This window comes from Meiothermus taiwanensis WR-220 (assembly GCF_003568585.1).
Lineage (GTDB): Bacteria > Deinococcota > Deinococci > Deinococcales > Thermaceae > Meiothermus > Meiothermus taiwanensis.
This window is the reverse complement of sequence record NZ_CP021130.1, coordinates 1539589-1560046: the sequence shown is the minus strand read 5'-3', so window position 1 is coordinate 1560046 and position 20458 is coordinate 1539589. Positions and strand designations below refer to the sequence as shown.

Sequence of the window (20458 nt, the reverse complement as noted above, 5' to 3'; positions counted from 1 at the left end):
ACTTACCCTAAACTTTTTTTCCCTTTGGTGTCAAGCTTTTCAGGAAGAAGGGCAGGCCCAGGAGGAAGGCCGCCAGGTTGATGGCCCCATGGGGAACGAAGAGAAGAAGGGCCAGGACTCCCAAAGCCCAGGCCTCGAGGCGCCCCAAGGGCCGGCGGGTATACCCGGCGGCCGAGGCCGACAGGTAGATGATCCCCATGGCCACCGCCAGGAAGCGCTCCAGGATGATGGGCCAGGCCTCCCCTGGGGGGGCGGTCTCCAGCACCGGCAGGATGAGCAGGGCCGTGCCCGAATAGGACAGGAGGAAGAAAAAGCCGATGAGGTACTTGGACAAAGCCACCCGGGCGGCGTAAACCCCGGTGGGCAGGGGATGGGTGCCGAAGACGCTGGCCGCGGCGTAGGCGGAGAGGGCCACGGGTGGGGTTACGTCCGCCAGAACCGCGTAGTAGAAGAGGAACATATGGGTGGCGTAGACCGCGGCCTGACCGGGGATGCCGTTCTGCTGGGCTAAGGCGATGATGGCGGGGGCGGTAAGGGCCGAGGTGAGCACATAGGTGGCGGTGGGGGGCACCCCCATGCCCAGGATCAGGCTGAAGATGGCAGTGATGAAGGTAGCCAAAAGAAGGCTTTCCCCAGAGACCTGCTGCAAGAGCTGGCTGAACTTGGAGGGCAGGCCGGAGATGACCATCATGGCGAAGATGAGGTTGGCCGCGGTCACCGCCGTGCCGATGGGCAGGAGGCTTCTAAAGCCTTCCTCCAGGCCCCGGAAGATGGGGGCTATGCCCCTGGGCCTCAAGGTGGGATCCAGGTAGGCCAGGAGGATAAAGCCCAGGAGGGCCAGGCTGGCCGCGGTGCGCACCTCGTAGCCGAGGTAGAGGAGGATGACGATGAGGAGGATGGGGAGGAAGATGGGGCTATAGCGCAGGATATACGCCCGCCGCCTCATCCCCAGCTCCGCCGCTACCGGCTCGAGGCCGGCCTTGCGGGTGTAGAACTCGTTGAAGGCCAGGATGGCCAGAAGATAAAGAAGAGCCGGCCCCAGGGCCATCACCATCACCTTCAGGTAGGGGATCTGCAGGATCTCCACCATGATGAAGGCGATGCTGCCCATGATGGGGGGCATGATGAGGGCGATGGTCCCTGCGGTAGCGGCGATCCCCGCGGCCACCAGCCGGTCGTAGCCGGCCCGTTCGTAAAGGGGCTTGCTCAGGGTGGAGACAAACTGGGTGTCCGCCGCCCCTGAGCCCGAGAACATCCCCATGAAGGTGCCGGCCAGCCCGGTGACCCGGCCTGGGGTGGCCGGGCTTTTGCCCACCAGGGCCAGGGCCAGGTTGGCCACCACCCGGCCCAGGCCCAAAGCGGTGATCATCCCCGAAAGCAGGGTGAAGTAGACCAGGTACTTGGCCGAAACCCCGGTGATGAGGCCGTAGATGCCGGCCTCCGTCTCGTTGAAGGTTTTGCCCAGGAGGAGGTCTATGGGCTGGGGGGTACCCCGGAAGGGGCCGGGGAAGGCCTGGGCGTGGAGGTTGTAACTGAAGAAAAACAGCACCAAAACCGGCATCACCGGCCCCAGGAGGCGGTGAACCACCCCCAGCAGAAGGAGGATGAGCGCGAGGCTCATCCCCGCATCCCAGGCCTCGGGGATGACCGCCCGGTAGACCAGCTCCTCAAAGTAGCGGGCCTGGTACAAGGCAGGTAGAAGGGCTAGCAGGGCCCCCAGAAGGGCGGTGGGCCGCTGGAGGGCCGGCACCACCGCGGGGAGCACCGCCACCCCCCAGACCAGAAGCCCAAAGAGGCGCACCTCGAGGGGCAGCGCCATGGCCGGGGGCTGGGGGAAGAGGAAGGCCCAGAGGGGCACCAGGCTAAAGAGCACAAAGACCCAGGCCCCTGGGGTGGCCTTCCTGGGGGGAGCGAAGTAGCTGACCAGATAGGCCCCCAGGAGCAGGAAGAGGACGTGGGTGCTCCTTTGCAGCTGCACAATGTCCAGCAGGTTGATGTGGGCCTGGGCCAGGGGGGTGAAAGGGTGGAGGACCAGGTAGAGGCTATACAGGGAGCCCAGGATGAGGAGCAGGCGGGTAAGCCGCCCCAAAGGGCTGGGGGGTAAAGAGGTATGGATCTCAGCCATCTTGGATCTCACAGATAAAGCCTGGGCAGCGCCCAGGCCCTTCGGTACACCTTGCTTACTTCACAGCCCCTACTTCCTTCAGGTACCGCTCGGCCCCGGGGTGGAAGGGGATGGCGAACTTACCGTGGAGCTTGGCGGTGTTGGCTGCGGAGGTGTCTTTGGCGGCGGCCACTGCGCTTCTTAGGGTCTGGATCTGGTCAAAGGTGACTTTCATCATGGCCTGGGCCACCTCCTGGGGCAGGCTTTCCGGGCAGACCAGGATGTTCCCGGTGTTCAGGCCGGGCGCATCCGTGCGGGTGCCGTAGACGCTCTTGGGCACCACCGTGGGGTCGAGAAGACCTGGGAAGCGCTTCAGGGCCACCTGGGCGGTGGTGCTCTTGGGGTCGATGGGGATCAGGTAGACCTGGTCTCCCTTGCGGGCTAGGCTCTGGCCGAGCTCCACGATGGAGCCGGTGGGCAGCCCACCCACCCAGAAGAAGGCATCCAGGGTACCTTCGGCCAGGGCCTTGGCCCCCTCGGCCACGGGGAGGCGCTCGCGCTTGGAGAAGCTCTCAGGTTTCACCCCTGCAGCCTGGAGAACCAGCAGGGCCAGGTTCTCCGTGCTGGAGCCGGGCTGGCCGGTGGAGACCCTTTTGCCCTTCAGATCCTGAAGAACCTTGATGCCGCTTTTCTCGCTGGTGACCACGTGGATGAAGGAGGGATACATGTAGAAAAGCACCCGCTGCTCCTTGGCAGGCTTGGCCCTAAAGCGGGGCTCCTCCCCGGTGTAGGCCACATAGGCGGAGTCGGTGGTGGTGAGGGCGCAGTAGTAGGTGTTGGCCCTGGGGTCTGTCCGGTCTCTTAGCAAGAGGAGGTTGTCGTAAGATCCCCCGGTCTGGACGGGCTGGAACTCCGCTACCCCGGCTTTGTTGTAAATATCCGCCAAAGCCGTGCCGTAGTAGAAGAAAACCCCTCCGGTGCTCCCCGTGCCGATGACCACCTTGGGCTTTTGTGCGAGCCCCATGCTTAATACTAGGGTCAGCCCTAACAGCAAGATCTTTTTCACTGCTATAAACCTCCGCAAGCTACGTTTGTGCCTGTAGTCTAAGTAGGGTTTGCCGGAAGTGTCAATGTGACGCGGTATTGTACTTAGGAAATAGCAGGCCGCGATTCCACCTTCCTGTCTCCTATTTTCGGCTTTTTTTGAGATCCCCTTACGGGGCTTTTTGTTTGCAGCCGCATACCGCAAAAATGCTGTCCTGCACGGTTCTTCTAGAAGAGGGTGCTTGCGACAAGGACGGGATTAAAAAACGCCTTTTTTGCCATGATGGTTTGCTTTTTCCAAACCCCCTTGGGGGCTGGTTGGCCTTATCTAGCGCAAAACCTGGCTTTCAAGATGCGCCATCGGGAGGTTTGACCGGGGCATCGTAGCGCCTTGTGAAAAACAGAATGGGTCATCGTGGGACAGGCCTTTTGTGCAGTCCGGTACTGGTTTCGGGCGGGGTCTGGTGCAAGGGATGGTGCAGTTGCGCAGGCATTTTTTGCGGCTAATGCGGGGGCCGGTTGCTTCAGGGCGGCCTGGTTCGTCAGGCCAAAGCTAGACCGGGCGGCGGAGTTGTTATAAACTTTGACTCGGTATAAAAAGCTATAGCTTTTGGAGGAAACAATGCGCATCAAGAAAATCGGTGTGGTGGGTTCGGGTACCATGGGCGGTGCGATTGCTGCGCTAGCGGCCTCGGCGGGGGTGCCGGTGGTGATGCTGGACATTCCCGGCCAGGAAGACAAGCTCGAGCTGGTCAAAAAAGGCCTCGAGCGCCAGCTCAAAAGCAAGCCGGCCAGCTTCATGGACAAAAGCCGGGCCTCCTTAATCGAGCTGGGCACCACCGAGGAGCTGGAAAAACTCAAAGACTGCGACTGGATCGTGGAGGTTATCATCGAGAAGCCGGAGCCCAAGCAGGCCCTGTTTGCCCGGCTCGAGGCCCTGGGCACCCAGGCCATCGTGAGCTCCAACACCTCCGGTATCCCCATGAAAACCCTGCTGGAGGGCCGGGGCGAGGCCTTCCGCAAGCGCTTTCTGGGTACGCACTTCTTCGCTCCGGTGCGCTACTTGCACCTTTTGGAGCTGATTCCCACCCCCGAGACCGACCCGGCGGTGCTGGAGGCCATGCGGCGCTTTGGCGAGCGCATTCTGGGCAAGGGCACGGTCATCTGCAAGGACGCCCCCGGCTTTATTGCCAACCGGCTGGGCGTCTTCGGAATGGCCCAGGCCATGCGCCTGATGATGTCGGAGGGCCTCACCATCGACGAGGTGGACGCCCTCACCGGCCCGCTGGTGGGCCGCCCTAAGAGCGCCACTTTCCGCACCGGCGATATTTCCGGTCTGGATGTGCTCAAACTGGTCTCCACCGAGCTTTCGCACACCACCGGTGAGGACTTCCGCATGCCCGACTGGGTGGAGAACCTCATCCAGCAGGGCCACCTGGGTGAGAAAACCGGGGCTGGTTTCTACAAAAAGGTGGGCAAGGATATCTACACCTACGACTACACCAGCGGCGAGTACAAGCCCCAGCAGAAGCTGCGCCTGGATGAAATCGCCGCCATCAAGGATCTGCCTTTGAACGAGCGCTTGAAGCGGGTGGGCGACCTGCCCGGCAAGTACGGGGCTTTTGCCCGCAAGCTGTTTTTGTACAACGCCCACTATGCCCTCGAGAAGGCCCAGGAGATCGCCTACGACATCGTCTCGGTAGACCGGGCGCTGGAGTGGGGCTTCGCCTGGGAGCAGGGCCCCTTCAAGAACATGGACGCGGTGGGCCTGGACTACCTGCGTAAAGGCTTTGCCGAGCTGGGCCTGCCCGAGCCCGAACTCCTCAAAAAAGCCCAGGGCAGCTTCTACAAGGATGGGCACTACCTGGGCTTCGATGGACAGTACCACCCCATCCCGGCAGAGGAAGGGGTGATCCGCCTGGCCCCCCTGAAAAGCGCGGGCAAGACCCTGCTGGAAGGCAAGGAGTACGCCCTGCTCGACCTGGGCGATGGGGTGGCGCTCTTCGAGAACCGGGCCAAGATGGGCACCTGGGGGGATGGCTCCATCTCAGGGCTGCACAAAGCCCTGGACTGGGTAGAGGCCAACGGCTATGCGGGCCTGGTGATTGGGCACGAAGACCCACGCACCTTCAGCGCCGGGGCCAACCTGGCTTTGGTGCTGATGGCCGCCCAGGAAGGGGCCTGGGACGACCTCGAGCTCGCCACCCGCCGCTTCCAGCAGACCTCCATGCGCCTGCGCCGTTCGCCCTTCCCGGTGGTGGCCGCGCCCTTCGGCCTGACCCTGGGCGGCGGGGCCGAGTTCAGCCTGCACAGCAGCGCCATCCAGGCCCACGCCGAGCTTTACATGGGCCTGGTCGAGACCGGGGTGGGCCTGCTGCCCGGTGGGGGCGGCACCAAGGAGATGCTCTTCCGCTTTACCCAGGAGCTCTCGGCCTATGGGCCCGAGATCGACCTGTTCGAAGGGGTTAAGCGGGCTTTCCAGATGATCATGCTGGCCCAGACCTCCACGAGCGCCCTCGAGGCCCGCAACATGGGCTTTTTGCGCCAGAGCGACGGCATCAGCATGAACCGCGACCGCCTGATCGCCGACGCCAAGCGGCGGGTGCTCTTCATGGCCCCCGACTTCGTGCCACAACCCCCCATGAAGGTGCGGGCCCTGGGCAAGGAGGCGCTGGGCAACCTGCACTACGCCCTGTGGCAGTTCCACGAGGCCAAACAGGCCAGCGAGCACGACGTGGTGGTGGGCAAGGCCGTGGCCTATGTCTTGTGCGGCGGTGATGGGCCGGCCCGCGAGGTGACCGAGCAGGACATCCTGGATCTGGAACGCGAGGGCTTCCTCAAACTCCTTGGTACCAAGAAAACCCAGGAGCGCATCGCCCACACCCTCAAAACCGGCAAGCCCCTAAGAAACTAAATCGATGGCAGGCCGGGCCCCGCTCGAGTGCAAAAATCACCGGTGGGGCCCGGCGCTCTTGCTAGGGTGGGCCTTGGGGGGTGTGCAAGACGATGGCCCAGCTCGATGCCGCCAGGGGGATTGAACTGGCCCTCAGGCACCTGGAAAGGGGAGAGGCTGTGCAGGCTTTGCGGGTGCTCGACAAAGTTTCCTGGGTGGACTTGGGCTGGCCGGACTACTGGCGGGTGCGGGCCGAGGCTTTTTTGCTGCTGGGAGAGGCCAGACGCGCGGCCAAGTGCGCCGAGGAAGGGTTGCAAGAGGCCCCGGATAACCTCGAGCTGCTCGCATTGTATGTTCGCGCCTTGTTGCATGCACAGGATTACCACAAGGCCCAGGAAGTGCTGAACCACGCGCTGCAGCTGTTTCCGCCGAGCCTCGAGCTACGGCAGCTGGCCGAGCAGTGTGAAATTGCCCGAACAACCCCCAAAGCCCGGACTTCGCCAGCAGCGCCCCACAAAGACCAGGGTTTGGAGCGGCCGCCGTTTAGCGAGGCCGAGGCCCGGGCCATCCGACGGGCTTTCCAAACCCCTGCCCACAAGCCGAAAAAGCGGCTGCGCTTTTGGCCCTGGGCGCTTTTGTGGCTGCTGGGTCTGGGCGGGTACTGGTTTTGGGTGCGCAACCTCGGTTGAGCAATGGCCTTGAGTTGCCAGAGCACTGTGGGCTGCGCCCTGCCAGGCACCGATCAGATTTCATATGCTGATCTGGATGCGTCGCTGGATCTGGCTCGTTTTACCCCTGATCGGACTGGTGGGCTGGCTGCTGTTACAACCAAAGCCGTCCCCCGCAGTGGAGGTTTTACCCTCTGCGACCCTGCAGCAACTAGACGGCCCGGCCGTTCAACTGGCCGACTTCAAAGGTAAGCCCATCGTGCTCAACGCCTGGGCTACCTGGTGTGGCCCCTGCCGGCGCGAGATGCCGCTCTTGGTGGAGGCGGCCCGCGCCCATCCCGAGATTCAGTTTATCTTTCTCAACATCAGCGATGGCCCAGAGGCTGTAAGGGCTTTCCAGCGGGAGCTCAAGCTACAAATCCCCAACGTGCTGCTGGATCCCGAAGCCACACTCAGCGACCCCCTGCGCATTCAAGGCCTGCCGGTGACCCTGTTCTACAATGCCGAGGGTACGCTGGTGAACCGTCACATCGGCGAAATAAAAGCTAAGACGCTCGAGGCCCTGCTCAAAGCCTTGTAGCGGCGGGCTAGGGGTGGGGATTAAGGCACTGGGTGCACCGGCCATACAGCACAATTTCGTGGCGCTCGGTTTTGAAGCCCTGGGGGGCCATAAACGAAAAATCGCCGGGACAGCCCTCGAGTTCAAATACCTTGCCACAGTAGGTGCAATGGAAATGATGGTGGTGTTTTTTGCCAGATAGCTCGTAGCGCGGGGCCTCACCGGGGAGTTCAACCGGAATCGCGCTGCCCTCCTCGACCAAACCCTTCAGGGTGCGATAGACGGTCGCAATGCCCAGGCCGGGTACTTTGTGCCGGGCCGCCTCGAGCACCTCGGACGGAGAGAGCGGTCGATTAAGCTCTTGCATCACCTGACGGATGGCCTGCCGCTGGCGTGTGGAGCGCTCCATGTTCTTCAGCATAGCAGATGGGTCTCTTGACAGAATGATAATGAGTTATCATTATGAATGCAGTGTACCAGAGCCCTGCGGCTTAACTTGGGACTATCTGTGTGAAATGCTGGGAAGGCCCTGAAAGGCGGATGGTAAAAACGCGTCTTTTGCTTGGGAGGGGTGGGAGGCTGCCCCCTGAAGGCGCGAGGAGGTTGCTCATGCGAAGTATCTTCTGGACAGGATTTATGCTGGTCTTGGGTCTTGGTATGGCCCAGGCCAATACCCTTTCAGTCTCTGCGACCACCGGTTTTTTGGCCGATATGGTGCGGAATGTGGGGGGCAGCCGGGTCTCGGTTGTGCAGGTGGTGCCCGATGGCAGCGATCCCCATAGCTTTGAGCCCCGCCCCTCGGTGGTGCGGGCCATCGCTGGTTCTAAGGTTTTGTTTGCCAATGGCCTTTTCCTCGAGCCGTTTTTAGAGAAGCTCGAGGCCCAGCTTCCGACCGGCGCCCGCGTGATTAAGCTGGCCGAGGGGATGCCGAACCTAATCGCGGTGGCCGAAAATGAGCCCCATCAGGAAGCTGGGCATGCTCATGAACACGGCGCTTACGACCCCCACCTGTGGCTCGACCCCACCTATGGGATAAGGTACGTGGAAAGGATACGCGATGCCCTGGTAACGCTGGATCCCGCCGGGCGGGCCCTCTATACCCAGAACGCGGCCCGCTATATTCAGCGGATTCGCCAGGTTGACGCCGAGGTAGAGCGCTGCTTGGCGGCTATTCCCCAGGCCCGGCGCAAGCTGGTTTCTCAGCACGAGTCGCTCAGCTACTTTAACCGTTACTACCGCCTCAAAAGCCTGGGCAGCATCGCCGACTTTGTCGGCCAGGAACGAGGCCCGGCCAGCCTGGCCCGGCTGGCCCAGGCAATGAAAAAAGAAGGCGTGCGGGTGATATTTGTCGAGCCCCAGTTTTCGCAAAGCCAGGCCCGTTCTTTAGCCGAGGCGACCGGAGCCCGTGTTGTTCGCATCTACTCCGATGCTTTTGACAGCACGGTCAACTCCTATCTCAAGCTGATCCAGGCCAACGGCCAGGCCATCTGCACGGCCTTCAAGTAAAGGTATGCGGCCCAATCCCCTCAATGTGCAGTTCTGGTTATGGGGCCAGGATGTGCTGGCGGGCCACCTCGAGGCCTTTGGGTTTAGGAGATACCCCAATGCCAGTGGCAAAGGCTCAAGCCTCTACCGCAAGGGGACGGTGGGGCTTCACTCGAGCACGGCCTGGCTGGGTGTTTCCCAGGGTGTGCTGGTGTATAAGCGGCCGGTCGAAGGCTTTTTTCTGCTCGAGGATGACCAGTCCATGCCGCTTCTGCCCGAGCAAGCTCGACCGGTGGATCGGGCCTGGGGCCTCGAGGTGCTGCGGTCTTTTGTGCTGGGTTACGAGGCCTGGATTTTGCGCTACGCCGGGCCTGCTTACCGGAGGATGCTCATAGAAAACCTGCCCCCTATGCTGCGGCGCGACCGGGCCTCTTGGGAGCGCTGGGTGCTGCCGGGGGATGCTGGGTGAGTGCGGATGGCTGTTCTACCCTGTTTAGCGCTGGGCGTTCCCGTTGTTCAAAAATGCCATAACACCCTCTGCCAATCCCCTGGCAAGCTGGGCCCGATAGGCGCTTGTGGCCAGCTTTTTTCCCTCGCTGGGGTGGTTGACAAAACCGATTTCCACCAGGATGGCAGGGATGCGGGCATTGCGAATGACGTAGAAAGGGGCGGTCTGCACCCCACGACTCACCGCACCGGTCTCGCGCACCATGGCCTGCAGGGTTTTGAGGGCCAGCTGCTCGGAAAACTTGAGGTTGGCCTGGGCCAGCAGGTCGCGCATGAGCCGCTGGGCCACACTGCGGGCTTCCTGGGTCAGGCGCTGCCCAAGGGAGCCCCCGCCGTTTTCCAAGATGGCCTTGGACAAAAGCCGTTGATCGATGGTCTCGCCGAAATAGTACACCTCGATGCCCTGGGCGGCCCGCTTGGATGCGTTGGCGTGAATGGAGATAAACAGGGTGCGCTTGCTGTCGGCCATGGCAGCCCGCAGCCCCAGGTCGGTGGCCTTGTTGGTCGACAGGTGCTGGTCTGTGCTGCGGGTGAGGAGAACCCGGATGCCCCGGGTTTCCAGCAGCCGCTTGGTGCGGAGGGCCACGTCGAGCACCACCTCTTCTTCACGCACAAGCCCTATGGCCCCGGGATCAATCCCCCCGTGGCCGGGGTCGAGCACCACCACCGGGGTGGGTGCGCTGGTGCTGGGACGGGGCTGGGTGTTGCTGCGCACCTCGAGCACCAAACGCCGGGGATCGGCCAGCTCCAGGGCTCGGTGGCTTGTGCCGGGTTTGAGGGTTACCACATAAACCGAGCCACCCGGACTGGGGGTGGCTCGGTAGCCCACCACCTGGGGTGTGTTCAGCAAGGCTCGCAAGCTGCGGGGTGGGGTGCCCTGGAAGCGGATGGTTATCTCATAACCTGTACGGCTGAGACTGAACCGGGCCTGACCGGGCAGGCTAAACACCAGGCGTGTCAGGCCCGCCTCGAGGCCCACTCGAGGTTGGGCCAAGCCCAGAGGGAGCAAGGCTACAATCAGAATCAGAGTAAAAATACACCGCATCCAACGGGATTGTAGCGCTTCGTTGTGGGATATGATAGCCCCAGACAACTTTCTGTAGTGCTGATTAGGAGAAGGGCCATGCAAATAGGCAGCACAAGCGTTGTGAAACTGGAATACCAACTGTGGGTGGACGGACGCAAGCTCGAGGGCACCGATGGGCAGCCCAAAACCATCCTGATGGGCCACGCACCCGAGCTGCCCCCGGGCCTCGAGGCCAATCTCCTGGGCAAGAAGCCGGGAAGCTATCAGATTTTCCTGCCTCCAGAGCCTTATAACCCAGACTTATGCACGGTTGTTCCGGCTGCCGATCTGCCCGAGCCCCCCCGGCTGGGCGCTGGCTATACCGGAGAAAGCCCCGATGGTCGCCTGATGCTGTACCGCGTGGTGCACATCGATGGAGAGCGGGTCACGCTCGATGCCAACCCACCACTGGCAGGGAAGACCCTGGAGTACCACCTGATTATCCATAGCGTGCGGCACGCAACACCCGAGGAACTCGAGCATGGCCACGTGCACGGTGAGGGGGGTGTGCAACATTAGGCCCCAGGCCACCTGCGCTCAATGTAGTCGAGTTTGCGCCCCCGTAGCAGCCATGCCGCCACCAGGGTGGTGAGGGGAACAGCGAGCACCAAGGCCAGCGAACCCACCAGCATGGTCACGATTTCCGCAGCAAAGGTTTCGTTGTTGAGAAGAATAGCCAGGGGAACATCGCTCTGACCGATCAGCAACAGCAGTGGAAGGCTGCCGGCCGCATAGGCCAGAACCAGGGTATTGACCAGGCTGCCAATGTGATCGAAACCCACCGCCATGCCCCTCGAGTAAAGCTCCCGCACGCCGTAACGTGGGTTGGCCTGCACCAGGGCCTGCACAACGGCAGCCTGTGTGACCGTCACATCGTTGAGGGCGCCCAAAGCTCCCACCACCACCCCAGCCAGGTACAACGAGACCAGATCCAGATTCCCCCCTAGCTGGAATCGGGCCAAAAAGGCCTCTTCTGAGGTGAGGCCTGTAAATTGCATCCATTCGGTTAGGAGGCTTGCGAGCACCAGGGCCACCAGTGCCGCCAGCGTAGTGCCTATCAGCGCTGCGGAGGTTTTGCGGTTAATCCCATGTACAAAGTAGATGGATAGCGCCAAAATGCCGAACGCACCCAGGAAGGTAACCAGTAAAGGGTTGCTGCCTGCGGCAATTTGAGGCACCACAACGTAGGCCAGAACGCCCATGCTGGCTGCTGTGCCAAGCAGCCCTCGCAAGCCTTTACCGCGTCCTAGTGCAATGGTGAAAAGCACAAACAATCCAAGTAAAGCCCACAGATAATGCAAGCGGTAGGGTTCTGTAAGATAGGTTTTTCCGTCAGCCTGATAGACCACTACCAACTGCCCAACGCGAAAGTCGATTCCGTCTGTGGGCATCTCAGCTTCCGCCACCTGATTACCAATACGCACCGTTGCACGTTCTTGACCCAACGCAACGATGCGAGCAATTGCATAGGGGTTTGTCTGTGCGGGGGTATTCTGAGCCCAGGCCAGGCCCAGAGCAACCAGAAGGGCTATGCATAAGCGCATGGCTCTAATCCTATTGGGCTTTTTGATGAGAGGGGAATGACGGATATTTGAAATTTCGTAGTAGTTTCAATCCTCACTCGAGCTCTCGCCCGAGTGCGACAACCGAGAAACTGCTAAAAACCTGGATGGAGGATCAGTTTCAATCCTCACTCGAGCTCTCGCCCGAGTGCGACGTCTGGCCCTGAAATGGACAAGCTGTTGAAGCGGTTTCAATCCTCACTCGAGCTTTCGCCTGAGTGCGACAGCAGATGTAATAGCTATGGTAGATATGGCAACCGTTTCAATCCTCACTCGAGCTTTCGCCCGAGTGCGACCCAGGCCGTGGTGTGGCTGCTGTTAGGGGGCGTGCTGTTTCAATCCTCACTCGAGCTTTCGCCCGAGTGCGACAAAACTAAAGGGTTAGCCAAAATGGCGAAGCTCAAGTTTCAATCCTCACTCGAGCTTTCGCCCGAGTGCGACAAAACTAAAGGGTTAGCCAAAATGGCGAAGCTCAAGTTTCAATCCTCACTCGAGCTCTCGCCCGAGTGCGACCGGCCTATAGCTTCAACCGGGATCCAGGCCTTGAGGTTTCAATCCTCACTCGAGCTCTCGCCCGAGTGCGACATATGGCAAAGGCTTGCCGGTGCTGTTCTCGCAAAATGTTTCAATCCTCACTCGAGCTCTCGCCCGAGTGCGACCGGCCTATAGCTTCAACCGGGATCCAGGCCTTGAGGTTTCAATCCTCACTCGAGCTCTCGCCCGAGTGCGACATATGGCAAAGGCTTGCCGGTGCTGTTCTCGCAAAATGTTTCAATCCTCACTCGAGCTCTCGCCCGAGTGCGACGTCATTTTCCCGAATGAGGCTGGCATCATCCTGGACGTTTCAATCCTCACTCGAGCTCTCGCCCGAGTGCGACGGCTTTCTGGCAATCTTCTTCCTTTGCTATGGCGGTTTCAATCCTCACTCGAGCTCTCGCCCGAGTGCGACCGGGCTGGGTTCCGCAGGCCTGGTGACGCTTGGCGCGTTTCAATCCTCACTCGAGCTCTCGCCCGAGTGCGACCGGGCTGGGTTCCGCAGGCCTGGTGACGCTTGGCGCGTTTCAATCCTCACTCGAGCTCTCGCCCGAGTGCGACCCTGGCGATGCGGGTAGAGGCTCAAAGGCTAGAGGTGTTTCAATCCTCACTCGAGCTCTCGCCCGAGTGCGACGCCACCCGTCCTACCAGGGCGTAAATACGCGGGTTGAGTTTCAATCCTCACTCGAGCTCTCGCCCGAGTGCGACGCATATCCTGGGTCATGTGTCCTCCTTGCCGGGCTTGTTTCAATCCTCACTCGAGCTCTCGCCCGAGTGCGACTGCCTATCCGGGGCCCCCAAGAGCTTTTCCCCTAAATAGTTTCAATCCTCACTCGAGCTCTCGCCCGAGTGCGACAAGGGTTTAGGGGCAACAGAAGGCAAAAGGGCATGGGTTTCAATCCTCACTCGAGCTCTCGCCCGAGTGCGACCTTAGGGAAAGGGAGGCCATGCAGACAACGGTAAGCCTGTTTCAATCCTCACTCGAGCTCTCGCCCGAGTGCGACGGCAACCACTGCTCATATTCCTTATGAGGCCGCATGTTTCAATCCTCACTCGAGCTCTCGCCCGAGTGCGACGGTGCCTCCGCAGACCCCTTTCACCTTCGTTTGCAGGTTTCAATCCTCACTCGAGCTCTCGCCCGAGTGCGACGGCAACCACTGCTCATATTCCTTATGAGGCCGCATGTTTCAATCCTCACTCGAGCTCTCGCCCGAGTGCGACGGTGCCTCCGCAGACCCCTTTCACCTTCGTTTGCAGGTTTCAATCCTCACTCGAGCTCTCGCCCGAGTGCGACGGGTGCCTGTACCCGGCCACCTCCAGGTAGCCGAGGTTTCAATCCTCACTCGAGCTCTCGCCCGAGTGCGACCCATGCATTCGGGGCCCCGCGCATTCCCTACTCCATTGTTTCAATCCTCACTCGAGCTCTCGCCCGAGTGCGACGGCCTCATCCTAGCGTGCGTGCTGGACGGGTTTCAAGAGGCTGTAATCGGTCAATACATTTGAGACTCCAGGGGAACCGACACCTCCTGTAGCTTAGCCAGGTACTCCACCGGCGCCAACCCCCCCAGGGCCATGTGCGGCCGGTGCAGGTTGTAGTGCTCCAGATAACCCTCCAGCTCCCCTTGAATAGCCTCTATCCCCAGCGGTAAAGCCCGCGTGTAAAACTCATCCCGAAACGTCCGCTGCAGCCGCTCTACCATCCCGTTCAGCTTCGGACTCCTCGGCGGCAAAACAAAAAGCTCTATCCCCAATACCCGACAACCCTCCTCAAACTCCGCCATGAACTCGCTGCCCCCATCCACCTGGATCGCACGGATGACACAAGGACATCGCCGCACCAGCTGCTGCAGAAAATCCAGCGCCGTCTTAGCACTCGCCCGGCTGTACACCCCCGCCGTCCCCCAGCGGCTTACCGTGTCCACCGCCGTAAACTGCCGCAGACCCGTCCCGTCCCCCAGATCCACCCACAGCGTATCCACCTGTACCAGATCCCCAGGCCGCAGCGCCGTGTACTCCGCGGGCTTCCTCCGGGCATAGGGCCGCTGGCTCTTCCTGCGCAAACGGGCCTTACGGTTTCTGGCCAGGAAAGCGCTCACCGGCTCCACCCGGCCGCTTCGCTCCAGGTAGCTCAGGATGCGTCCTACCGTGCGTTCGCTTAGGGTGTAGCCCTCTCTGTGCAGTCTCTGCCCGATGCGCCAGCGGCCCCAGGTGGGGTTTTGTTTGCGCAGCCGCTCTATGCGTATGAGGACATCGGGTTTCCAGTGTACCTTCCGGCGCAGCTTCCTGGGTTTGCGGCTTTTGGGTTTGAGGCCGGCAAGGTCTTGTTCTTCGAGTCTTTTTTTCCAGCGGTGGTAGGTGGCCTTGCTGATGCCTACCAGCTTTTGGACTTCGTCCCAGGGAACTTTCTTTTTTCTGAGGGTCTCTACCAGTTTGAGCTTCCGCAGGCGCTCGGCCACGACGGGGTCGCCGGCGCCTGCTTGTTCGAGCTGGCTGGCTTGGTTGGCGGCTTTGAGCAGGGGTTTTCCAACTGTAGTAAGCTGCATCTGGGGGAACCTCCTTTCCAGAGTCGGTTCCCCCTATTCTCTTTCGCTCAGAGTCTCACATGTATCCGGCCGAGCACAGAGGCGGTTTGCGCGAACCCCCCCAAAAAGGCTTCCGACGCAAGGTGGGGCAAGGTAAAGGGAAAGTGCGTTTTCAATGTCCCCTGGCCGATTTCTCGGCTTGCGCGAACCCCCCTGGGTTTTGGCACTTGCTTGGGGTTCGCGCAGTTCTCTAGGCATCAGATTACCTCAGCCTGCACAAACTGTGCATACCCCGCCCCGACGCTAGGGGCATGAACAAGACACGCTCTGCTCTGGGGAAAAAACAGGTTGTTGGCTGGTTGGTTGCATTGGTTTTGCTGCTGGCCGGGCTGGCCCTCTTTTCACCGGATCCGGTGTTGTGGCAGGCTGACGGCGGCCCCAAGTGTTGCGCTGGCGGCTAGAATGAACTGGGCAGCCCACCTATGGCTTAGTATGATGAAAAATGCGTGAGGGATCTGGGGCTGCTGGGGACTAATATAGAAGCTCTGGCCAAGCAGGGCCGGGTCGATCTCGCTCTACAACTGCTGCAAAATGCCAGCGAGCAGCACCAGACTTATCATCAAACCGAGAGATTTTTGCGCCTGCTGGAGGCTCTGTCAGAACCTCTGCGGCAAGAGCTGGGCTTTCAGCGGATCTACCTGCAAACCCTGGCTCGAGCCCGAAAACCAAAGGATATTCTGGCCTGGTTCGAGTCCAATGTCCCGGCCGATGGTCTGCATCTTTATCGGGCCTGGGCTCTTCTTCAGCTTAACCAGAACCAGCAGGCTTTAGAGGTGCTCCAGGGTCTGTGCGAGGCCTCTGTGCCCGATAGAGGCCTGTACTACCGCTGCTTGGGTATGGCCATGAACCGGCTCAAGCAGGCCGGATGGCAGCACTGCTTCGAGCAGGCCCGCACACATCTGCAGGGCAATGCCCTGGGGCGCATGCTGCTGGATTATGGCTGGCACCTTTACGCCGGCGGCCAGCACGCAGCCGCACATGCAACCTGGGCCGAAGCCCTTACCTACCTGGAAAACGATCCTTATTATCTGGCCTGGACACACAGCAACATTGGCTATCTTTTGCTCAATAATGAGCCTGACAAGGCCGAGCGGCATTTTTTAGAAGCACTCCATATAAGCCAGAAAAAAGCAGCCCGTGGCTTTCGTAGCCGGGCTTTGCTGGGGCTGGGGATTGTGCGGCGTATGTTCGGCGAATTGCAGCGGGCCTTGCAAGCCTACCAGGAAGCCTACAAGGCCAGGGGCGAGGCCGACGATACCCAACTGGCCCTGTGGGGCTGGGGTCATATCTTGCGGCTTATGGGCCGGGTAGAGGAGGGGCTGGCCAAGCTGTTGCACGCCCACCGGATCAACCCTGAGGAGCGTTGGATTGAGCTGGACATTGCCGCGGCCCATCTGATGCTGGGCCACCTGGAGTACTTCGAGCAAAACCTGCCCTATCTTCGTACCCTTCCCCAAAGGGATCGGGAGAAAATTGTACTGGGCGTCCTCGAGGCCGAGTGGCTGCGGCGCAAGGGCGACCTGGCCCAGGCCAAAGCCCGGCTGGCTTCTGTGGAAACCAACCACTTTTGGTTCAGGGAAGAGCTGGGCTGTTTCCCCCTGCTGGCGCAGGCTGTACAGGGCGCACAGCCCGGTTTGCGCGCGACCTACCGGGTAGAGGTGAACCCCTATGGGCGGCTCGAGGTGCGCGTCAACGGTCGGGCTGTACCGTTGCCTGCGGTAAGCAAGGCTGGAGAGCTGCTGGTGTTTCTCCTGGTCAAGGGCGGTTCGGCCAGCCTCGAGGTCTTGCTGGATCAGGTCGCCACCCCCGGCAAGAACCCCCGCAAGGCCTTGTGGGAGGTGGTCAATTCCCTGCGCCTGGCCCTGGGCTGGAAGGATAGCGTGCGTAGTGTGGGCAAGGTATATGCCCTCGACCCCGAAAGCGAGTGGGTTTTCCCAACCGAGCCGCCCCTCGACCCCCAGGGCCAGTTGCTGGAGTTCATGCCGGGTTACTACAGCAACTGGGTTGAGGAATACCGGCAGCAGTGGAACGTTATCTGATAGCCCGGTGTGGGAAGGCGGCGAACCAACCCGACCGAAGGGATGCGCTTTCTTCGCACTTGCTCTTGATATAAATATACTCATATTTTCTAAAGAAATAGGCGCACAAAAATCCATCTGGACGAGAGCTGGACGGCGGGCCTTAGGCTGATAGCAAACCCTGCCGTGGTGCTGGCCTATGGAAGCAACGTACCATCAAAACAAAGCGCACAGGCTGCTCCGGCTTTTGGAGCTGCTCGAGCAGAGGGCCTGGCGGCCCCACGAGCTGCGCAAAGAGCTGGGCCTGGGGGAGCGGGCCATCTTCGATTACCTGCTCGAGGCCGAGGCGCTGGCCGAGCGGCTGGGGCTCGAGTTCCGGCACGACCGGCTGCGGGGCCTGTACTGGGTCGAGGTGCGGGAGCGGCTGAGCCTTACCGAGACCGTGGTCACCCACGCGGCTTTGCGGATGCTGGCCCACCACGCGCCGGGGAGCAACAAAGCCTACCAGGAGGCCTTGCGGAAACTATCCAAACACCTGCCGGAGCCCCTGCGTAGCATTGCCCTGCGCAGCACCGAGGCCCTGAACCAGCGCCCCCCCAGCCTGAGCGGGGCCAACCTCGAGACCCTCACCCAGGCCTGGCTTGAGCAGCGGGTGGTGGCCTTTGAGTACCGCCTGCCCCAGGCGCGGGTCATCCGGGTTGAGCTGGAAACCTACTTCATCGAGGTCTCCAGGGCCAATATGGCGGTTTACGTGATCGGCAAAGACCGCCTGTACGGGCGGGGCCTGCACTACCTCGAGAACCTCAAAACCTACAAGCTCGAGCGCATCCAGCGCCCCCGCCTGCTGGAGGAGACCTACACCATTCCCGACGACTTCGACCCCAGCCAGTACCTTTCCAACGCCTGGGGTATCGTGCGCAGCGAACCGCCCATGCAGGTGCGGCTTCGCTTTGACCCGGAGGCCAGCGAGCGCATCCGGGAGGGGGGGTACCCCAACCTGCAGATCCTTGAGCAGCTCGAGGGTGGCAGCACTCTCGTTCAAATTACCGTTGGCACCGATACCGAAGGATTCCCCCTCGAGCTGCTACCATGGATTCAAAGCTGGGGGCCTCGGGTGGAGGTGCTGGAGCCGGAGAGCCTGCGGCGGGCCTGGCTGGCCGAGGCCCGGGCGGTGCTCGAGCGGTACGGGCAGTCCGGCCGGGTCTCCCAGACCTACTGGGCCCACACCCACCCCAACCCCGCCCGCTGGCAGCCCCTGCGGGAACACCTGCGTCAGGTGGCCGAACGGGCGGCGGCCCACGCCCGGCCCTTTGGCGAGGAAGAGAACGCCCGGCTGGCTGGGCTTCTGCACGACCTGGGCAAGTACGGCGAGCTGTTCCAGCGCCGGCTCGAGGGCAAGGAAAAAGGCCTCGACCACTGGTCGGCCGGGGCCCACCTGGCCTTGTTCGAGTACCGCCAGCCCGCGGTGGCCCTGGCCGTGCAGGGCCACCACCTCGGGCTGCAAAGCGGGGCAAAGGAGAGCCTGAAAGACCTGCGGATCAGGCCCGATGGCAAGGGCTTTCCCTCTGAGCTGCGGCTGAGCGAGGGCGACCTCGAGCTGCTCAAAGCCCGCCTGCGCGAGGACGGCCTGGAGCTTCCCCCGCCCAACTCCACCCCCATCACCCCCCCGAGCAGCGCGGCCTCCATGCTGGATACCCGCATGCTCTTCTCGGCTTTGGTGGACGCCGATTTTCTGGACACCGAGGCCCACATCAAAGGCGCCGAAGCCCGCCCTGCCCCTCCGGAATTGCGGGCCAGAGAAGCCCTGGAGCGCCTCGAGGCCCACCTGGCCCGGCTTGGCAATGCAGCCCATATCCCCCAGAAAACGCGCGAGCTGCGCCGCCTGGTGGCCGAGGCCGCGGCCCGCGCGGCCGAACAGGCCGCCTCGGTCTATACCCTCACCGCCCCCACCGGCCTGGGCAAAACCCTGGCCATGCTGCGCTTCGCCCTGCGCCGGGCCGTGCGCGACCCCCGCATACGCCGGATTGTGGTGGTGCTGCCCTATCTTTCCATCCTCGACCAGACCGCCCGGGTCTACCGCGAGCTATTCCAGGACTTCGGGCCCCATTACATCCTGGAAGACCACAGCCTGGCCTACCGGCCCCTTCCCGCGCTGAGCGACGAGCAGGCCCTGGAGGAGCGCGAGCGCCGCCTGCTGGCGGAAAACTGGGAGGCCCCCATCGTCCTTACCACCCACGTGCAGCTTTTAGAGAGTCTGCACGCCAGCCGCCCGGGGGCCTGCCGCAAGCTGCACAACCTGGCCGGGAGCGTCCTGCTTTTCGACGAGGTGCAGACCCTCCCCACCCACCTGGCCGTCCCCACCCTCAAGACCCTGGCCCACCTAGCCAGCGAGAAGTACGGGGCGGTGGTGGTCTTCGCCACCGCCACCCAGCCCGCCTTCGACACCCTGCACGAGCAGATCCGGCAGGGTGAGCCCCAGGGCTGGCAGCCGGTGGAGATGCTGCCGGAGCCCGAGCGGTTTTTTCTCCAGAGCCAGCGGGTAAGCCTCGAGTGGTGGTTGCAAGAGCCCACCCCCTGGCCCCGGCTGGCCGCTTTGCTGGAGGCCGAGGGGCAGGCGCTGGCGGTGCTCAACCTCAAGCGCCAGGCCTACGCCCTGTTTCACCAGGCCCAGGCGCGCGGCCTCGAGGGGCTCTACCACCTCTCCACCGCTTTGTGCCCGGCCCACCGGCGGGCGGTGCTGGAGGAGGTTCAGCGCCGCCTGGAGGAGGGCCGGCCCTGCCGCCTGGTCGCCACCCAGGTGGTGGAGGCCGGGGTGGAGCTGGACTTCCCGCTGGGCTACCGCGCTTTGGGGCCGCTGGAGGCCATCGCCCAGACCGCCGGGCGCATCAACCGGCACGGCCTGCGCCCGCAGGGCCGGCTGGTGGTCTTCCTGCCCGAGGACGAGGGCTACCCCGACCGGGCCTACGCCCGGGCCGCCGCCCTTACCCGCGCCCTGCAGGCCGAGGGGCCCCTGGCCCTCGAGCCTGCCACCTTCCGCCGCTACTATCAGAGCCTGTACGCGCTGCAGCAGGTGAGCGACCCCGATATAGAGGCCCTGATCCAAACCCAAAACTACGCCGAGCTGGCCCGGCGTTACCGCATCATCGAGTCGGCGGCGGTCAACGTGGTGGTGCCCTACAACGACGAGGCCCTGGCCCTGATGCAGGAGGCCCGCGACCACGGCATCGGCGCAGCCTGGATCCACCGGGCCCGGCCCTACACCGTGCCCTACTTTCTGCCCCCTGGTGGCCCCCCGCCCTTCCTGGAGACGGTCTTCTTGCGCTATGGGCGGGGCGAGGCTCCGGACTGGTTTCTCTCTGCCGACCCCGCGCTCTACGATGCCCGGCTGGGTTTTACACCCCAGGAGGGAGGGGCCGCGGGGCTGGTGGTTTGAAAG

Annotated in this window: 13 protein-coding genes, 1 pseudogene and 1 CRISPR repeat array; of the genes and pseudogenes, 8 read left to right on the top strand and 6 right to left on the bottom strand. The window is 62.2% G+C overall.

Translation table 11 applies throughout. From position 1 onward, the window contains the following. Positions 1 to 7: 7 nt before the first annotated feature. Both MTAI_RS07640 and MTAI_RS07635 read right to left on the bottom strand, forming a co-directional pair. On the bottom strand, positions 8 to 2125 hold the full coding sequence (locus tag MTAI_RS07640) for a TRAP transporter permease (RefSeq protein WP_027888295.1): 2118 nt from the start codon (positions 2123 to 2125) through the stop codon (positions 8 to 10). Between the two features lie 55 nt (positions 2126 to 2180). Beyond that, positions 2181 to 3170: a TAXI family TRAP transporter solute-binding subunit gene (locus MTAI_RS07635; RefSeq protein WP_027888296.1), complete on the bottom strand. Its 990-nt coding sequence runs from the start codon at positions 3168 to 3170 to the stop codon at positions 2181 to 2183. A 600-nt stretch (positions 3171 to 3770) separates the two neighbouring features. Here MTAI_RS07635 and MTAI_RS07630 point away from each other — a divergent pair. From MTAI_RS07630 to MTAI_RS07620, 3 genes are all read left to right on the top strand, one after another. Then, a complete protein-coding gene (locus MTAI_RS07630) occupies positions 3771 to 6062 on the top strand; it encodes a 3-hydroxyacyl-CoA dehydrogenase/enoyl-CoA hydratase family protein (RefSeq protein WP_027888297.1) in 2292 nt (763 codons plus the stop codon). Between the two features lie 92 nt (positions 6063 to 6154). Then, positions 6155 to 6730, top strand: coding sequence for a tetratricopeptide repeat protein (locus tag MTAI_RS07625; RefSeq protein WP_223299788.1), 576 nt, complete (start codon positions 6155 to 6157; stop codon positions 6728 to 6730). A 76-nt stretch (positions 6731 to 6806) separates the two neighbouring features. After that, positions 6807 to 7289 carry a TlpA family protein disulfide reductase gene (locus MTAI_RS07620; protein WP_245453100.1) on the top strand — a complete coding sequence of 161 codons (483 nt, stop codon included), beginning with the start codon at positions 6807 to 6809 and terminating at the stop codon, positions 7287 to 7289. Positions 7290 to 7296: 7 nt separating this feature from the next. Here the strand turns inward: MTAI_RS07620 and MTAI_RS07615 are convergent, their stop codons facing one another. After that, the gene (locus MTAI_RS07615; RefSeq protein ID WP_027888298.1) at positions 7297 to 7677 is read right to left on the bottom strand and encodes a Fur family transcriptional regulator; all 381 of its coding nucleotides are present in this window, start codon (positions 7675 to 7677) and stop codon (positions 7297 to 7299) included. Between the two features lie 200 nt (positions 7678 to 7877). Between MTAI_RS07615 and MTAI_RS07610 the strand changes: the two genes are divergently transcribed. Together MTAI_RS07610 and MTAI_RS15290 are read left to right on the top strand one after the other, a co-directional pair. Next, positions 7878 to 8774, top strand: a complete 897-nt coding sequence (locus tag MTAI_RS07610) for a metal ABC transporter substrate-binding protein (RefSeq protein WP_027888299.1) — start codon at positions 7878 to 7880, stop codon at positions 8772 to 8774. A 4-nt stretch (positions 8775 to 8778) separates the two neighbouring features. Next, positions 8779 to 9222, top strand: a complete 444-nt coding sequence (locus MTAI_RS15290) for a hypothetical protein (RefSeq protein WP_223299786.1) — start codon at positions 8779 to 8781, stop codon at positions 9220 to 9222. A gap of 24 nt (positions 9223 to 9246) precedes the next feature. On the opposite strand, the gene MTAI_RS07600 is transcribed toward MTAI_RS15290, so the two are convergent. Continuing rightward, the gene (locus MTAI_RS07600; protein ID WP_027888301.1) at positions 9247 to 10305 is read right to left on the bottom strand and encodes an N-acetylmuramoyl-L-alanine amidase family protein; all 1059 of its coding nucleotides are present in this window, start codon (positions 10303 to 10305) and stop codon (positions 9247 to 9249) included. Between the two features lie 102 nt (positions 10306 to 10407). On the opposite strand from MTAI_RS07600, the gene MTAI_RS07595 reads away from it, so the two are divergent. After that, positions 10408 to 10845, top strand: a complete 438-nt coding sequence (locus MTAI_RS07595; RefSeq protein WP_223299785.1) for an FKBP-type peptidyl-prolyl cis-trans isomerase — start codon at positions 10408 to 10410, stop codon at positions 10843 to 10845. Here the strand turns inward: MTAI_RS07595 and MTAI_RS07590 are convergent. Together MTAI_RS07590 and MTAI_RS07585 are read right to left on the bottom strand one after the other, a co-directional pair. Then, on the bottom strand, positions 10842 to 11870 hold the full coding sequence (locus MTAI_RS07590) for a YibE/F family protein (RefSeq protein ID WP_027888303.1): 1029 nt from the start codon (positions 11868 to 11870) through the stop codon (positions 10842 to 10844). The genes MTAI_RS07595 and MTAI_RS07590 overlap by 4 nt on opposite strands. 63 nt (positions 11871 to 11933) lie before the next feature. Continuing rightward, a CRISPR array of direct repeats spans positions 11934 to 13862; the repeat unit is 37 nt; unit sequence GTTTCAATCCTCACTCGAGCTCTCGCCCGAGTGCGAC. Positions 13863 to 13871: 9 nt separating this feature from the next. Beyond that, positions 13872 to 14965, bottom strand: a pseudogene (locus MTAI_RS07585) (integrase core domain-containing protein). Positions 14966 to 15450: 485 nt separating this feature from the next. Here MTAI_RS07585 and MTAI_RS07580 point away from each other — a divergent pair. Next, positions 15451 to 17043, top strand: coding sequence for a tetratricopeptide repeat protein (locus MTAI_RS07580; protein WP_043983149.1), 1593 nt, complete (start codon positions 15451 to 15453; stop codon positions 17041 to 17043). Between the two features lie 178 nt (positions 17044 to 17221). Beyond that, positions 17222 to 20455: a CRISPR-associated endonuclease Cas3'' gene (locus MTAI_RS07575; protein ID WP_043983151.1), complete on the top strand. Its 3234-nt coding sequence runs from the start codon at positions 17222 to 17224 to the stop codon at positions 20453 to 20455. Positions 20456 to 20458: the final 3 nt, after the last annotated feature.

Coding starts and splice junctions, on each gene's coding strand:
- MTAI_RS07590 (WP_027888303.1), bottom strand. CDS start 11,870: ATGCGCTTATGCATAGCCCTTCTGGTTGCTCTGGGCCTGGCCTGGGCT.
- MTAI_RS07630 (WP_027888297.1), top strand. CDS start 3,771: ATGCGCATCAAGAAAATCGGTGTGGTGGGTTCGGGTACCATGGGCGGT.
- MTAI_RS07600 (WP_027888301.1), bottom strand. CDS start 10,305: ATGCGGTGTATTTTTACTCTGATTCTGATTGTAGCCTTGCTCCCTCTG.
- MTAI_RS07610 (WP_027888299.1), top strand. CDS start 7,878: ATGCGAAGTATCTTCTGGACAGGATTTATGCTGGTCTTGGGTCTTGGT.
- MTAI_RS07640 (WP_027888295.1), bottom strand. CDS start 2,125: ATGGCTGAGATCCATACCTCTTTACCCCCCAGCCCTTTGGGGCGGCTT.
- MTAI_RS07615 (WP_027888298.1), bottom strand. CDS start 7,677: ATGGAGCGCTCCACACGCCAGCGGCAGGCCATCCGTCAGGTGATGCAA.
- MTAI_RS15290 (WP_223299786.1), top strand. CDS start 8,779: ATGCGGCCCAATCCCCTCAATGTGCAGTTCTGGTTATGGGGCCAGGAT.
- MTAI_RS07575 (WP_043983151.1), top strand. CDS start 17,222: ATGGAAGCAACGTACCATCAAAACAAAGCGCACAGGCTGCTCCGGCTT.
- MTAI_RS07625 (WP_223299788.1), top strand. CDS start 6,155: ATGGCCCAGCTCGATGCCGCCAGGGGGATTGAACTGGCCCTCAGGCAC.
- MTAI_RS07620 (WP_245453100.1), top strand. CDS start 6,807: ATGCGTCGCTGGATCTGGCTCGTTTTACCCCTGATCGGACTGGTGGGC.